Here is a 13,637-nt window from a genome sequence, read left to right as displayed (position 1 = left end):
AAATTGACCGGGAACCCTAGGACAAGTTCCCACAAAGACTGAAAGGTCAATACACGCAAAAAAAACACTTATTTTGGCGCAAGCTCACGCAAGTGGCGTGCGACCGCAATCCATGCACCGATATAACCCAACAGCACCGCGCCAAGCAAGAGCGACAGACCGTCGGCGACTGGCACGCCGGCCAGCGAGAAATCACTGCCGTACAAACCGGCCAACCCTGTTACCGCATCGTTCAGCCAGTCCAGGCCGAACGCCAATACACCCCAGGACAGAATCCCGGCACCGAAGCCATACAGCGCGCCCATATAAAGGAAGGGCCTGCGTACATAACTGTCCGTACCGCCGACGAGTTTAATCACTTCTATCTCGGTGCGGCGGTTTTCAATATGAAGACGAATGGTATTGCCTATCACCAAAAGTAATGCAGAAACCAGCAGCACCGTCAGACCGAAGACAAACCGGTCGCCGAGCTTGAGGATCGCCGCAAGACGCTCGACCCAGACTAGATCAAGTTGCGCCTGTTGTACCTTCGGCAACTCGGAAAGTCTTTGTCTTAATGCTTCAAGGGTCGGTTTGTCGACTTCGTTTGGCGTCACCAGCACCACGCCCGGCAGCGGGTTCTCCGGCAGTTCCTTGAGGGCTTCGCCCAGGCCGGACTGCTGCTGGAATTCTTCCAGCGCCTGCTCGCGCCCGATGTATTCGGCATCGGCCACGCCCGGCATGGCCTTGATCTGCTCGCGCAACGCCTGGCCTTCGCCGGGGCTCGCGTCCATCTGCAGGTACAGCGAAATCTGCGCCGCGCGCTGCCAGGAGCCGCCCAGGCGCTCCACATTGCTTAGCAATAATGACAGGCCCATGGGCAGGCTCAGGGCAACCGCCATCACCATGCAGGTAAAGAAGCTGCCGATGGGTTGCTTGCCCAGGCGCCGCAGGCTGTCCAGCAGGCTGGCGCGATGGCTTTCGATCCAGGCGCGCAGCAGCGTGGAAAAGTCCGGGCCGTCATCATCGTCGCGTTTTTTCTTTTGCGGCTGCGGATCGGAGGCCTTCGGGGCCACGCGTTCGGCCACTTTCGGGCTGCGAGTAGCACTCATACACCCGCCTCCCCGTCACCAATCAGGCGTCCGCGCTGCAATGTGAGCATGCGGTGACGCATACGTGCGATCAATGCCAGGTCGTGACTGGCAATCAGCACACTGGTGCCCAGGCGGTTGATGTCTTCGAATACGCCCATGATCTCCGCAGCCAGGCGCGGGTCGAGGTTACCGGTAGGTTCGTCCGCCAGCAGCAAGGCCGGGCGATGGACGATGGCGCGGGCGATGCCGACGCGCTGCTGTTGACCGGTGGACAGGTCGCCCGGGTACAGGTCGGTCTTGTCCGACAGGGCCACGCGCTCCAGGGCCGAGTCCACGCGCTTGATGATCTCGGCCTTGGACAACCCGAGGATCTGCAACGGCAACGCCACGTTGTTGAACACCGTGCGATCGAACAGCAATTGGTGATTCTGGAACACCACGCCGATCTGCCGTCGCAGGTAGGGAATCTGGGCATTGCTGATGGTGCTCAGGTCCTGGCCGGCCAGCAGCAGTTTGCCGGTGGAGGGCCGCTCCATCGCCAGCAGCAGGCGCAGCAAGGTACTTTTACCGGCGCCGGAATGGCCGGTGACAAACAGAAACTCGCCCCGACGGACCCGAAAGCTCAGCTCATGCAAGCCGACGTGACCGTTCGGATAGCGTTTACCGACCTGCTCGAAACGAATCATGAATGCTCCCGTTCGGCAAACAGTGCCTGGACAAAGGGCTCGGCTTCAAAGGTGCGCAAGTCGTCGATGCCTTCACCCACGCCGATATAGCGAATGGGCAGGCCGAACTGCTTGGCCAGGGCGAAAATCACCCCGCCCTTGGCGGTGCCGTCGAGCTTGGTCAAGGCCAGCCCGGTCAGTTCGACGGTCTGGTTGAATTGCTTGGCCTGGTTGATGGCGTTCTGGCCGGTACCGGCGTCCAGCACCAGCAGCACTTCGTGGGGTGCGTCGGCGTCGAGCTTGCCGATCACCCGGCGCACCTTCTTCAACTCTTCCATCAGGTTGTCTTTGGTGTGCAGGCGACCGGCCGTGTCGGCGATCAACACATCGATGCCACGGGCCTTGGCGGCCTGCACGGCGTCGAATATCACCGAAGCGGAGTCGGCGCCGGTGTGCTGGGCAATCACCGGGATCTTGTTGCGCTCGCCCCACACTTGCAGCTGTTCGACCGCGGCGGCGCGGAAGGTGTCGCCCGCCGCCAGCATGACTTTCTTGCCTTCGAGCTGCAGCTTCTTGGCCAGCTTGCCGATGGTGGTGGTCTTGCCGGCACCGTTGACGCCGACGACCAGGATCACGAACGGTTTGTTCTGCGAGGCGATCACCAGCGGTTTTTCCACCGGCTTGAGCAGGCTGGTCAGCTCGCCTTGCAGGGATTTGTACAGTGCATCGGCGTCGGTCAGCTGCTTGCGCGCGACCTTCTGGGTCAGGCTCTGGATGATCACCGAGGTGGCCTCGACACCGACGTCGGCGGTCAGCAGGCGAGTCTCGATATCTTCCAGCAATTCGTCGTCGATGACTTTCTTGCCCAGGAACAGGCTGGCCATGCCTTCGCCGATGCTGGCGCTGGTCTTGGACAGGCCCTGCTTGAGGCGGGCGAAGAAGCCGACCTTGTTTTCCTCGGCGTTACGGACGGGCTCGACGGGGGCGATGGTTTCCAACAGGGCAGGTGCTGGCTCGGGCGCGGCTTGCGCAACCACGGGTGCAACGACGGCGACTGGCGGCTCAATGACAGCGTCGACGACTGGCGCCTCGACAACCTGCGTCGGCGCTGGAATCGGCGGGGTGATATGGGGCGTCGTTTCCTCGACCAGCGCGACCGGCTCTTCCGCCACCGGCAAGGTCAACCAGGGGGTTTGCTCGACGGGCGGGGTCAGCGGCGGCTCGGCCACCGGCTCAGCAACAGTCTCAGGCTCGACCGGTTGCAGCACCGGCTCGGCAATCGGCAGGACGATGGGCGCGGTTGCTTCGACCACTGCCTCGGCAGCGGGCTCAGGCAGCGGTTGTGGCTGTTCGACGACGGTTTCCTGCGGCTTCTTGCGCAGCCATCCGAACAGGCCTTTCTTCTCGCCAGCCGCAGCTGGGGTCTTCTTGTCGTCGTTGGAACCAAACATGGAGGACGGCTATCTCACGGTAGCGAAGCGCCACAAGGGCGCCTCGGTGATAAATATTCAATGCTGAACAGACTGCGTTTCATCCTGCTTGTTCACGCGCAACATTTTGTCGAGACGTCCCAAGGACACCTCAAAGTCGATTTTTTCGAAGGACTGGTACGGCATCATCGGCGAAAACGCCGGGATCAACGGGCAAACCCGACATTTCTCCGGGGAACCCAGACAACCCCGGGCCGATAAAAGGCCCGATAGGCGTGGCCGCCAGTAAAACGGACCGTTATCCTAGCACCCTCTCGCCCGCCGACGCTAAGACCTAGCGGGCAACCCAACAGGTTTAAACACGAATGAATGCTCTTGCCCGCCGCGCCGCAGGCCTGCTGCTCAGCACAGTTTGTCTGCCCTTTTCAGCCTTGGCTGCCGACCCACAACCCACCCACGAATTTACCCTCGACAACGGCTTGAAGGTCGTCGTGCGCGAAGACCATCGTGCGCCGGTGGTGGTCTCCCAGGTCTGGTACAAGGTTGGCTCCAGCTACGAAACGCCAGGCCAGACCGGTTTGTCCCACGCCCTTGAGCACATGATGTTCAAGGGCAGTGAAAAAGTCGGCCCCGGCGAAGCGTCGCTGATCCTGCGCGACCTCGGTGCCGAAGAGAACGCCTTCACCAGCGATGACTTCACCGCCTATTACCAGGTATTGGCCCGCGATCGCCTGGGCGTGGCTTTCGAACTGGAAGCCGACCGCATGGCCAGCCTGCGCCTGCCGCCGGAGGAGTTCAGCCGCGAGATCGAGGTGATCAAGGAAGAACGCCGCATGCGCACCGACGACAAGCCCATGTCCAAGGCCTATGAGCGCTTCAAGGCCATGGCTTACCCGGCCAGCGGCTACCACACGCCGACCATCGGCTGGATGGCCGACCTGGACCGGATGACCGTCGAGGAGCTGCGTCACTGGTACGAGTCCTGGTACACCCCGAACAACGCGACCCTGGTGGTGGTCGGCGACGTGACGCCGGACGAGGTCAAGTCCCTGGCCCAGCGCTATTTCGGCCCGATTGCACGGCGCGCGGTGCCGGTCGCGAAAATCCCCCTGGAGCTGGGCGAACCCGGCGAGCGCCAGATCACCTTGCATGTGCAGACCCAACTGCCCAGCGTGATGCTGGCCTTCAATGTGCCCAGCATCGCCACCGCGACGGACAAGGGCTCAGTCAACGCGCTGCGGCTGATCTCGGCCCTGTTGGACGGTGGCTACAGCGGGCGGATCCCGACGCAGCTGGAGCGCGGCGAAGAGCTGGTGTCCGGTGGTTCGTCGAGCTACGACGCCTACACCCGTGGCGACACGCTGTTCACGTTGTCGGCGACGCCCAACACGCAGAAAAACAAAACCGTCGCCCAAGCCGAAGCCGGCCTGTGGCGCTTGCTTGAACAGTTGAAAACCACCGCGCCGACCGCCGAGGAGCTGGAACGCGTGCGCGCCCAGGTCATCGCTGGCCTGGTCTATGAACGCGACTCGATCACCAGCCAGGCCACCGCCATCGGCCAGCTGGAGACCGTCGGTTTGTCCTGGAAGCTGATGGACACCGAACTCGCTGAACTGCAAAGCGTGACTCCGCAAGATATCCAGAAGGCAGCCCAGCTGTATTTCACCCGCTCGCGCCTGAGCGTTGCGCATGTCCTGCCCGAGGAGAAAGCTCATGAGTGAGCGCAAATCACGGCGCCCGGTATTGATCGGCCTGGCGCTCATCGTCTTGGCCGGCTCCCTGGCGTTCTATCTGTCGCCGACCACCGACGTCACCGCCAGCCAGGCGTTGGATAACGCCAAGTCCGGCAACAAGCTGCAATCGTTGGCGGAACTGGACGGTAAGGCCCCCAGCCACCGCCAGCTCGACGTGCAGACCTGGAAAACCGCCGACGGCGCCAAGGTGCTGTTCGTCGAAGCCCGCGAATTGCCAATGTTCGACCTGCGCCTGACCTTCGCCGCCGGCAGCAGCCAGGACGGCGACGCTCCCGGCCTCGCACTGCTGACCAACGCCATGCTCAACGAGGGCGTGGCCGGCAAGGACGTCAGTGCCATTGCCCAAGGCTTCGAAAGCCTCGGTGCAGACTTCGGCAACGGCGCCTACCGGGACATGGCCGTGGCGTCCCTGCGCAGCCTCAGCGCAGCCGACAAGCGTGAGCCGGCATTGAAGCTGTTCGCCGAGGTCGTCGGCAAACCGACCTTCCCTGCCGACTCCTTCGCCCGCATCAAGAACCAGATGCTCGCCGGTTTCGAATACCAGAAACAGAACCCAGGCAAACTGGCCGGCCTGGAACTGATGAAGCGCCTGTACGGCGATCATCCTTATGCCCACTCCAGCAACGGCACCGCCGACAGCATTCCACCGATCACCCTGGCCCAGGCCCGGGCTTTCCACGCCAAGGCCTACGCCGCCGGCAACGCAGTGATCGCGCTGGTGGGGGATTTGTCCCGCGCCGAAGCCGAAGCGGTTGCCAACCAGGTGTCTGCCGCGCTGCCCAAAGGCCCGGCCCTGGCGAAAACCCCGCCGCCGGTGGAGCCGAAGGCGAGTATCGGCCACATCGAATTCCCGTCCAAGCAGACCAACCTGATGCTCGCGCAACTGGGCATCGACCGCGACGATCCGGACTATGCCGCCGTGTCCCTGGGCAACCAGATCCTCGGCGGTGGCGGCTTCGGCACACGGCTGATGACCGAGGTGCGGGAAAAGCGCGGCCTGACCTACGGCGTGTACTCCGGTTTCACGGCGATGCAAGCCCGCGGCCCGTTCATGATCAATCTGCAAACCCGTGCGGAAATGAGCGAAGGCACCTTGAAACTGGTGCAGGACGTGTTCGCCGATTACCTCAAGAATGGTCCCACCCAGAAAGAACTCGATGATGCCAAGCGTGAGTTGGCCGGCAGTTTCCCGCTGTCCACCGCCAGCAATGCCGACATCGTCGGCCAGCTCGGCGCCATGGGTTTCTATGACTTGCCGCTGAGCTACCTGGAAGACTTCATGCGTCAGTCCCAGGAACTGACGGTCGAGCAGGTCAAGGCCGCGCTGAACAAGCACCTGAGCACCGACAAAATGGTCATCGTCACCGCCGGCCCGAGCGTGCCGCAAAAACCGCTGCCGCCCCCCACTGACAAACCTGCCGAGCAGCCGCTCGGGGTTCCGGAGCACTAATGGCCCGCCCATCGAATTCCAGCAAGAAACCCGTGCACAACGGTGTGAACCAGTTGCGCATCATCGGCGGCGAATGGCGTAGCCGGCGCTTGAGCTTCCCTGACGCCCCGGGCCTGCGCCCCACTCCCGACCGCGTGCGCGAAACCCTGTTCAACTGGCTCGCACCCTACGTGGCGGGTGCCCGGGTGCTCGATCCGTTCGCCGGCAGTGGCGCGCTGTTTCTCGAGGCCCTGTCCCGTGGCGCCGCCATGGGCCAGGCGCTGGACGCCAGCAACCTGGCGGTCTCCAGCCTGAAAGAACACCTGGGCACGCTTCGCTGCACCGTCGGCCAGGTGCAGACCGCCGACGCACTGCGCTACCTGGACAGCCAACCGGCGATACCTTTCGACCTGGTGTTCCTCGACCCACCTTTCAACCAGAACCTGTTGCCGACGGTCTGCGCCTTGCTCGAGGAACGTCAGTGGTTGTCCGAGGATGCCTGGGTCTACACTGAAAGCGAAACCGCCCCGTCCACCCTGGGCTTGCCGGGCAATTGGCGCTTGCATCGCGAGCAGAAATCCGGACGGGTGTATTACGCGTTGTGGCAGCGTTTGGCAAAGGACATTGACTGAACGGCTGACCAGTGCATCGAGAATAATAATGATGTCCGCCGCATCTGAGCGTTTCGTCCCTGCCCCGGGCCTTGGCAACCCGCACTTGCAAACCCTGTGGGGCCCGTTATGGCGCCAGACCACCCACATCGAGCGCCAACGCGAGCGCTTGTGGCTGGAGGACGGTGATTTCCTCGACCTTGACTGGCACGGCCCCCACAGCGCCGAGGCACCACTGGTGCTGGTGCTGCACGGGCTGACCGGTTCTTCCAACTCGCCTTACGTGGCCGGGCTGCAGCAAGCGCTCGGTCGCCAGGGCTGGGCCACTGCGGCCTTGAACTGGCGTGGCTGCTCGGGTGAGCCGAACCTTCTGCCCCGCAGCTACCACTCGGGCGTCAGCGAAGACCTGGCCGCCGCCATCGCTCACTTGCGCGCCCGCCGGCCCTTGGCGCCGCTGTTTGCGGTGGGTTATTCACTGGGCGGCAATGTGCTGCTCAAGCACTTGGGGGAAACCGGCCGCGACAGCCAGTTGCAAGGGGCAGTGGCAGTCTCGGTGCCGTTTCGCCTCGACCAGTGTGCCGATCGCATCGGCCAGGGATTCTCCAGGTTCTACCAGGCGCATTTCATGCGCCAGCTCGTGGCCTATGTGCGCAACAAGCAACGCCAGTTCCAGCACGACGGACGCCACGAAGGCCTGGCGACCCTGGCGGCGCTTGGCCCGTTGGAAAACATGCGCACCTTCTGGGACTTTGACGGCCGGGTGACCGCGCCGCTGCACGGGTTCTCCGATGCAGCGGATTACTACCGCCGTGCCTCCAGCCGTTATTTCATGGCCGGTATCAGCACGCCGACCCTGGTTATCCAGGCCGCCGACGATCCTTTTGTGTTTCCTCACAGCCTGCCAGAGCCGGGCGAATTATCCGCCTCGACCCGGATTGAACTGCACGCCCAGGGCGGGCATGTGGGGTTTGTCGACGGAACCCTGCGGCGCCCGGGATATTACCTGGAGCGGCGGATTCCCGATTGGCTGGCCAGCCTGGCGCACGACTGAGCGTGATGGTTCATGATCAATACACATCCCCTGTGGGAGCGAGCTTGCTCGCGATAGCGGTGGGTCAGCGACATTGAAGTTGATTGTCACACCGTCTTCGCGAGCAAGCCCGCTCCCACATTGGTTCCGGGTGTTTGTTATTCGCCCTTCGCCACGCCCCGCTGGGGATCATTGATCCACTCACTCCACGAGCCAGCATATAGCCGCCCCAACGGGTAGCCTGCCAGGCACAAGGCAAACAGGTTATGACACGCCGTCACGCCTGAGCCGCAATAGGCCACCAGGTCAGTGGGCGAGCGCTCGCCCAGTTTTTCGGCGAAGCGCTGCTTGAGCTGATCGGCCGGCAAGAAGCGGCCATCGGCGCCCAGGTTGTCGGTGAACGCCGCGCACTGGGCGCCCGGGATATGCCCGGCTATCGGGTCGATGGGCTCGACTTCACCTTTGAAACGCGGCAACGCCCGGGCATCCAGCAGGGTCATGTCCGCTTGGCCAAGGCGTTGGTGCAGCGCTTGGGCGCTGAGCACCAAGCTCGCATCCGGTGCCCCGCTGAAGGTCCCGCGACTGTTCTGCGGCGGATCCAGGCTCAAAGGCAAGCCAGCGGCGTGCCAGGCCTTGAGCCCGCCGTCGAGGATGTACACGCCATCGCGCTTGCCCAGCCAGGCCAGCAACCACCAGGCCCGCGCGGCATAGGCGCCGGGGCCGTCGTCGTACAGCACGACATCGCTATCGTTATCGATCCCCCAGGCCTTGAGGCGCTCGATCAATGCCCCCGACTCCGGCAGCGGATGACGTCCGGTCACACCTTTGGTCACCGGCCCGCTCAGGTCGCGCTCAAGGTCCGCGAACGCTGCACCGGCGATGTGGCCCTCGGCATAACTGCGCTGACCATAATCGGGGTCTTCCAGGGCAAAACGGCAATCGAGGATGACCAGCCCAGGCTGTGATCGCCGCTGTTCGAGGGCTTGAGGGCTGATGAGTTGCGCAATGGGCATGGTGAGCTCCTGTGGCTAAGTCGGGGATCGGTCCTACTGCCCTTCCTCCAGGGTCTGGGCCAGGGGGACGTAATACTCTTTGAACAGTGCATCCACCTCTTCGCGGGCCTGATCGGTCACGAAACCGGCCTCCAACACCAGCACCTGATACACGCCACGCTTGATGGCCTGCTCGCTCAGATGGCTGAAGTTTTCCCGCGTGGTGCACAGGAACCGCACCCAGGACGTGAGGATGATCCAGGCATTAAGGGTCAGGGACTCGATCTGCACCCGGTCCATCTTCAGGATGCCGGCGGCAACGAAGCCTTCATAAATAGCGGTGCCGTGGATCAGGCTGCGCTGGGAAAACCGTCGATAGCGCGCCGCAAGGTCCGGATCGCTGTCGAGCAGATGTTCCAGGTCCCGGTGCAGGAAACGGTAGCGCCACATGGCTGCCAGCAGCTCCTGCAAATAGAAGCGCTTGTCCTCCACCGTGGCCGCACGGCCCTGGGGCGGGCGCAAGAAGCTGTCCACCAGGTTCTCGTATTCACTGAACAACACGGCGATGATCGCCTGCTTGTTGGGGAAGTGGTAATAGAGGTTGCCTGGGGACATGTCCATGTGGGCGGCAATGTGGTTGGTGCTGACGCTGCGCTCGCCTTGCTGGTTGAACAGCTCGAGGCTGTTTTGCACGATGCGCTCGCTGGTTTTCATTCGTGGGGCCATGGTTTGGGCTTTAATTCGACGAAGGCATTGATCGGCATCTTACGACCTATCGGTCACAGGAAAAACCCATCGCCGTTACGGATGCCATTGACTTTCTAGAGTATAAGCTCTAGAAAACATCCACTCTAATAATATCCGGTACCCGACGATGCCTGCCGACGTTGCCTACCTGCACGAGTCTCAACAACAACTGGACGAGCTGCAGTCGCTCTTCGATGCCCAGCGCCAGGCCTACGCCGCCCACCCGATGCCACCGGCCGAACAGCGCCGACAATGGCTCAAGGCACTGCGCGAGGTATTGAGCAACGAACGACAAGCCTTGATCGACGCCATCAGCCAGGATTTCAGCCACCGCAGCGCCGACGAAACACTGCTGGCCGAGTTGATGCCGAGCCTGCACGGGATCCATTACGCCAGCCGACATCTCCAGGGTTGGATGAAACCCTCCCGGCGCAAGGTGGGCATGGCCTTCCAGCCGGCATCGGCCAAAGTGGTGTACCAACCGCTGGGCGTGGTCGGGGTCATCGTGCCGTGGAACTACCCGCTGTTCCTGGCCATCGGGCCGCTGACGGGAGCGCTGGCGGCGGGCAACCGGGTGATGCTCAAGCTCAGCGAATCGACACCGGCGACCGGCTTGCTGCTCAAGCAACTGCTGGCCCGGGTCTTTCCCCAGGACCTGGTCTGCGTGGTACTTGGCGAGGCTGAAGTCGGCATGGCGTTTTCCAAGCTGCCCTTCGATCACCTGCTGTTCACCGGCGCCACCAGCATCGGCAAGCATGTCATGCGTGCCGCTGCCGAAAACCTGACCCCGGTCACCCTCGAGCTGGGTGGAAAGTCGCCGGCCATCGTGTCGACCGATGTGCCGCTCAAGGACGCAGCCGAACGCATCGCTTTCGGCAAGACCCTGAACGCCGGGCAAACCTGTGTCGCCCCGGACTACGTGCTGGTGCCACAGAATCGCGTCGGCGAGTTCGTTGAGGCGTATCGCGAGGCGGTTCGCGGGTTTTATCCGACCCTGGCGAACAACCCGGACTACACCGCAATCATCAACGAACGACAGCTGGCGCGACTCAACGGCTACATCAGCGACGCCACCAGCAAGGGCGCGCTGCTGATCGAACTGTTCGACCAGAGCCAGGACCGCCGCATGGCCCACAGCCTGCTGCTCAACGTCAGCGATGAAATGACCGTCATGCAGGACGAGATCTTCGGCCCGTTGCTGCCCATCGTGCCCTACGAGCATCTGGACCAGGCGTTTGCCTACATCAATCAGCGACCCCGCCCGCTGGCGCTCTACTACTTCGGCTACAACAAGGCCGAACAGAATCGCGTGCTCCACGAAACCCATTCCGGCGGCGTCTGCTTGAACGACACACTGCTGCATGTCGCCCAGGACGACTTGCCGTTTGGCGGTATCGGTCCCTCGGGAATGGGGCATTACCACGGGCATGAGGGTTTCCTGACCTTCAGCAAGGCCAAGGGCGTGCTGACCAAACAGCGATTCAACGCCGCGAAGCTGATTTATCCGCCCTACGGCAAGCCTTTGCAGAAACTGATCCAGAAGCTGTTTGTTCGCTGACGCGTCTCTTCCCGGGTAATCATCATAATGAACCCATGCCTCACCGATACACCGGCGCTGTCACGGCGCGGCCTGCTGAAGTTCAGCCTCGGTGCCAGCGCCTTCCTGGCCACCGTCGGTGTGGGCGCCAGCCTGAGCGGTTGCTCACCAAGCCAACCGGCCAACGGCCTGGCGGCCCTGCGCGACAGCGACCTGCCATTTTTACGCAGCGTCATCCCCGTGATGCTGGATGGCGCAGTGGCCGTCGGACAGATCCCCGCCGCCACTGACGCGACCTTGCGAAGCCTGGACAGCAGCCTGGCCCACCTGTCCCCCGCCATGCTCAAACTCACGCGCCAGCTGTTCGACGTGCTCACGCTGGGCATTACCCGCGGACCACTGACGGGGGTCTGGGGCTCGTGGGAAAACGCCAGCGCCGGTGACATCCGCCAGTTCCTCGGGCGGTGGGAAAACAGCTCGCTGGACCTGCTGCGACAAGGCCATGGCTCGTTGCTGCAACTGGTGATGATGGCCTGGTACACCCAATCCGAAGCCTGGGCGCGTTGCGGATATCCAGGTCCGATCAAGATTTGAAAGCCAGTGAGATCCTGTGGGAGCGAGCTTGCTCGCGATTGCGGTGTGTCAGTCAATACAGTTGCTGCTGATCCGACGCCATCGCGAGCAAGCTCGCTCCCACAGGGGACATCGCAAACTCAAAACAATAAGAGACTCTCAACATGCCCGTACCCGATCCCTTCCGCGAAGGCCTGGCCCGTGGCTGGACAACCTACAACGGCGCGCAGCTGACCCAGGACCTGACCCTGGAAGCGGACGTGGCCATCGTCGGCAGCGGTGCTGGCGGCGGCACCACGGCAGAAATTCTCAGCGCCGCCGGCTACCGCGTGTTGCTGATCGAGGAAGGCCCGCTCAAGACCAGTCATGACTTCACGCTGCTCGAAGACCAGGCCTACAGCAGCCTGTATCAGGAAGGCCTCGGGCGCATGAGCAAGGACGGCGCCATCACCATTCTCCAGGGCCGGGCCGTCGGTGGCACGACGCTGATCAATTGGACCTCCAGCTTTCGCACGCCCGACCAGACCCTCGACCACTGGGCCGCAGAGCACAACGTAAAAGGCCACGGTCGCGATGAAATGGCGCCCTGGTTTGCGCAGATGGAACAACGCCTGGGCGTGGCGCCATGGCTGATTCCACCCAATGCCAACAACGACGTGATCCGCAAAGGTTGTGAACAATTGGGCTACGCCTGGCACGTCATCCCGCGCAACGTACGCGGCTGCTGGAACCTGGGCTATTGCGGCATGGGCTGCCCGACCAACGCCAAGCAGTCGATGCTGGTCACCACCATCCCGGCCACCCTGGACAAGGGCGGCGCGCTGCTTTACCTGGCGCGGGCCGAGCGTCTGACAATCAAAAACGATGCCGTCATAGGCCTCGAGTGCCAAGCCATGGACGAACGTTGCGTGACACCGACCGGGCGGCGCATCACCGTCAAGGCGCGGCATTACGTACTGGCGGGCGGCGGCATCAATACACCCGGGTTGCTGCTGCGCTCCGATGCGCCAGACCCGCACGAACGCGTGGGCAAGCGCACCTTCCTGCACTTGGTGAACATGTCCGCCGGGCAATTCGACGAGGTCATCAACCCGTTCTACGGCGCGCCGCAATCGATTTATTCGGATCATTTCCAATGGCAGGACGGCACCACCGGCAAAATGTCCTACAAGCTTGAAGTCCCGCCCTTGCACCCAGCCCTGGCCACCACGCTATTGGGCGGGTTCGGCCCCGAGAATGCCTTGCACATGTCCCGGCTGCCCCATACCCACGCCATGCTGGCGCTGTTGCGCGACGGTTTTCATCCAGACAGCCCCGGCGGCAGCGTCCAATTGCGCAGCGACGGCACGCCCGTGCTCGATTATCCCGTTACGCCGTATGCCTGGGATGGCTTGCGTCGGGCCTTCCACAGCATGGCCGAGATCCAGTTTGCCGGCGGCGCCAAGGCGGTCATGCCTTTGCACAACGATGCCCGCTACGTAAAGACCCTGGCTGAAGCCCGCACACTGATCGACGGACTCGACCTGGCCTTGTACCGCACACGCCTGGGCAGCGCCCACGTGATGGGCGGTTGCGCCATGGGTGAAGATCCGAAAACCGCCGTCACCGACAGCCTTGGCCGCCATCACCAACTGGGCAACCTGTCGATCCATGACGGCTCGCTGTTCCCCACCAGTATCGGCGCCAACCCGCAATTATCGGTGTACGGGCTGACCGCGCAATTGGCGACGGCCCTGGCCGAACGCCTGAAAAATCCATGAATATCCGGATTATTCGCACCGTCTATAGTGCTTTCT

Annotated in this window: 12 protein-coding genes; 7 read left to right on the top strand and 5 right to left on the bottom strand. The window is 62.8% G+C overall.

The window, feature by feature from the left end; genetic code table 11:
* Window positions 1-68: 68 nt before the first annotated feature.
* From ftsX to ftsY, 3 genes are read right to left on the bottom strand one after another with little or no spacing between them, the layout of a single operon-like run.
* Window positions 69-1,091 carry a permease-like cell division protein FtsX gene (gene ftsX / locus AB4O22_RS28635; protein ID WP_003206508.1) on the bottom strand — a complete coding sequence of 341 codons (1,023 nt, stop codon included), beginning with the start codon at window positions 1,089-1,091 and terminating at the stop codon, window positions 69-71.
* Window positions 1,088-1,759, bottom strand: coding sequence for a cell division ATP-binding protein FtsE (gene ftsE / locus AB4O22_RS28630; protein ID WP_003177474.1), 672 nt, complete (start codon window positions 1,757-1,759; stop codon window positions 1,088-1,090). The genes ftsX and ftsE overlap by 4 nt, the downstream gene beginning before the upstream one ends.
* Window positions 1,756-3,189: a signal recognition particle-docking protein FtsY gene (gene ftsY / locus AB4O22_RS28625; RefSeq protein ID WP_460097690.1), complete on the bottom strand. Its 1,434-nt coding sequence runs from the start codon at window positions 3,187-3,189 to the stop codon at window positions 1,756-1,758. The genes ftsE and ftsY overlap by 4 nt, the downstream gene beginning before the upstream one ends.
* Window positions 3,190-3,533: 344 nt before the next feature.
* Between ftsY and AB4O22_RS28620 the strand changes: the two genes are divergently transcribed.
* From AB4O22_RS28620 to AB4O22_RS28605, 4 genes are read left to right on the top strand one after another with little or no spacing between them, the layout of a single operon-like run.
* The gene (locus AB4O22_RS28620) at window positions 3,534-4,889 is read left to right on the top strand and encodes a M16 family metallopeptidase (RefSeq protein WP_460097689.1); all 1,356 of its coding nucleotides are present in this window, start codon (window positions 3,534-3,536) and stop codon (window positions 4,887-4,889) included.
* Window positions 4,882-6,372, top strand: coding sequence for a M16 family metallopeptidase (locus tag AB4O22_RS28615; RefSeq protein ID WP_460097688.1), 1,491 nt, complete (start codon window positions 4,882-4,884; stop codon window positions 6,370-6,372). Before AB4O22_RS28620 ends, AB4O22_RS28615 begins: the two co-directional genes overlap by 8 nt.
* Complete coding sequence (rsmD, locus tag AB4O22_RS28610) at window positions 6,372-6,983, top strand: 16S rRNA (guanine(966)-N(2))-methyltransferase RsmD (protein ID WP_460097687.1); 612 nt, start codon at window positions 6,372-6,374, stop codon at window positions 6,981-6,983. The genes AB4O22_RS28615 and rsmD overlap by 1 nt, the downstream gene beginning before the upstream one ends.
* A gap of 31 nt (window positions 6,984-7,014) precedes the next feature.
* Entirely contained in the window at window positions 7,015-8,013 is a 999-nt protein-coding gene (locus tag AB4O22_RS28605; RefSeq protein ID WP_460097686.1) for a hydrolase, read from the top strand.
* A 137-nt stretch (window positions 8,014-8,150) separates the two neighbouring features.
* Here the strand turns inward: AB4O22_RS28605 and AB4O22_RS28600 are convergent, their stop codons facing one another.
* Both AB4O22_RS28600 and AB4O22_RS28595 read right to left on the bottom strand, forming a co-directional pair.
* Complete coding sequence (locus AB4O22_RS28600) at window positions 8,151-9,005, bottom strand: sulfurtransferase (RefSeq protein ID WP_460097685.1); 855 nt, start codon at window positions 9,003-9,005, stop codon at window positions 8,151-8,153.
* Between the two features lie 33 nt (window positions 9,006-9,038).
* Entirely contained in the window at window positions 9,039-9,710 is a 672-nt protein-coding gene (locus AB4O22_RS28595; RefSeq protein WP_003206524.1) for a TetR/AcrR family transcriptional regulator, read from the bottom strand.
* 148 nt (window positions 9,711-9,858) lie between these two features.
* Between AB4O22_RS28595 and AB4O22_RS28590 the strand changes: the two genes are divergently transcribed.
* The 3 genes from AB4O22_RS28590 (at window position 9,859) to AB4O22_RS28580 (ending at window position 13,601) form a co-directional block, all read left to right on the top strand.
* Window positions 9,859-11,289: a coniferyl aldehyde dehydrogenase gene (locus AB4O22_RS28590; RefSeq protein WP_460097683.1), complete on the top strand. Its 1,431-nt coding sequence runs from the start codon at window positions 9,859-9,861 to the stop codon at window positions 11,287-11,289.
* A gap of 27 nt (window positions 11,290-11,316) precedes the next feature.
* Window positions 11,317-11,862 (top strand): twin-arginine translocation pathway signal protein, encoded by a 546-nt coding sequence (locus AB4O22_RS28585; RefSeq protein WP_460097681.1) that lies wholly within the window; start codon window positions 11,317-11,319, stop codon window positions 11,860-11,862.
* Window positions 11,863-12,005: 143 nt separating this feature from the next.
* Window positions 12,006-13,601: a GMC family oxidoreductase gene (locus AB4O22_RS28580; RefSeq protein ID WP_460097679.1), complete on the top strand. Its 1,596-nt coding sequence runs from the start codon at window positions 12,006-12,008 to the stop codon at window positions 13,599-13,601.
* Window positions 13,602-13,637: the final 36 nt, after the last annotated feature.

It is taken from the genome of Pseudomonas sp. S3_B11 (assembly GCF_054667715.1).
The sequence above is the reverse complement of the archived record's forward strand: the minus strand, read 5'-3'. Positions and strand labels throughout refer to the sequence as shown.

Coding starts and splice junctions, on each gene's coding strand:
- ftsX (WP_003206508.1), bottom strand. CDS start 1,091: ATGAGTGCTACTCGCAGCCCGAAAGTGGCCGAACGCGTGGCCCCGAAG.
- ftsE (WP_003177474.1), bottom strand. CDS start 1,759: ATGATTCGTTTCGAGCAGGTCGGTAAACGCTATCCGAACGGTCACGTC.
- ftsY (WP_460097690.1), bottom strand. CDS start 3,189: ATGTTTGGTTCCAACGACGACAAGAAGACCCCAGCTGCGGCTGGCGAG.
- AB4O22_RS28620 (WP_460097689.1), top strand. CDS start 3,534: ATGAATGCTCTTGCCCGCCGCGCCGCAGGCCTGCTGCTCAGCACAGTT.
- AB4O22_RS28615 (WP_460097688.1), top strand. CDS start 4,882: ATGAGTGAGCGCAAATCACGGCGCCCGGTATTGATCGGCCTGGCGCTC.
- rsmD (WP_460097687.1), top strand. CDS start 6,372: ATGGCCCGCCCATCGAATTCCAGCAAGAAACCCGTGCACAACGGTGTG.
- AB4O22_RS28605 (WP_460097686.1), top strand. CDS start 7,015: ATGTCCGCCGCATCTGAGCGTTTCGTCCCTGCCCCGGGCCTTGGCAAC.
- AB4O22_RS28600 (WP_460097685.1), bottom strand. CDS start 9,005: ATGCCCATTGCGCAACTCATCAGCCCTCAAGCCCTCGAACAGCGGCGA.
- AB4O22_RS28595 (WP_003206524.1), bottom strand. CDS start 9,710: ATGGCCCCACGAATGAAAACCAGCGAGCGCATCGTGCAAAACAGCCTC.
- AB4O22_RS28590 (WP_460097683.1), top strand. CDS start 9,859: ATGCCTGCCGACGTTGCCTACCTGCACGAGTCTCAACAACAACTGGAC.
- AB4O22_RS28585 (WP_460097681.1), top strand. CDS start 11,317: ATGAACCCATGCCTCACCGATACACCGGCGCTGTCACGGCGCGGCCTG.
- AB4O22_RS28580 (WP_460097679.1), top strand. CDS start 12,006: ATGCCCGTACCCGATCCCTTCCGCGAAGGCCTGGCCCGTGGCTGGACA.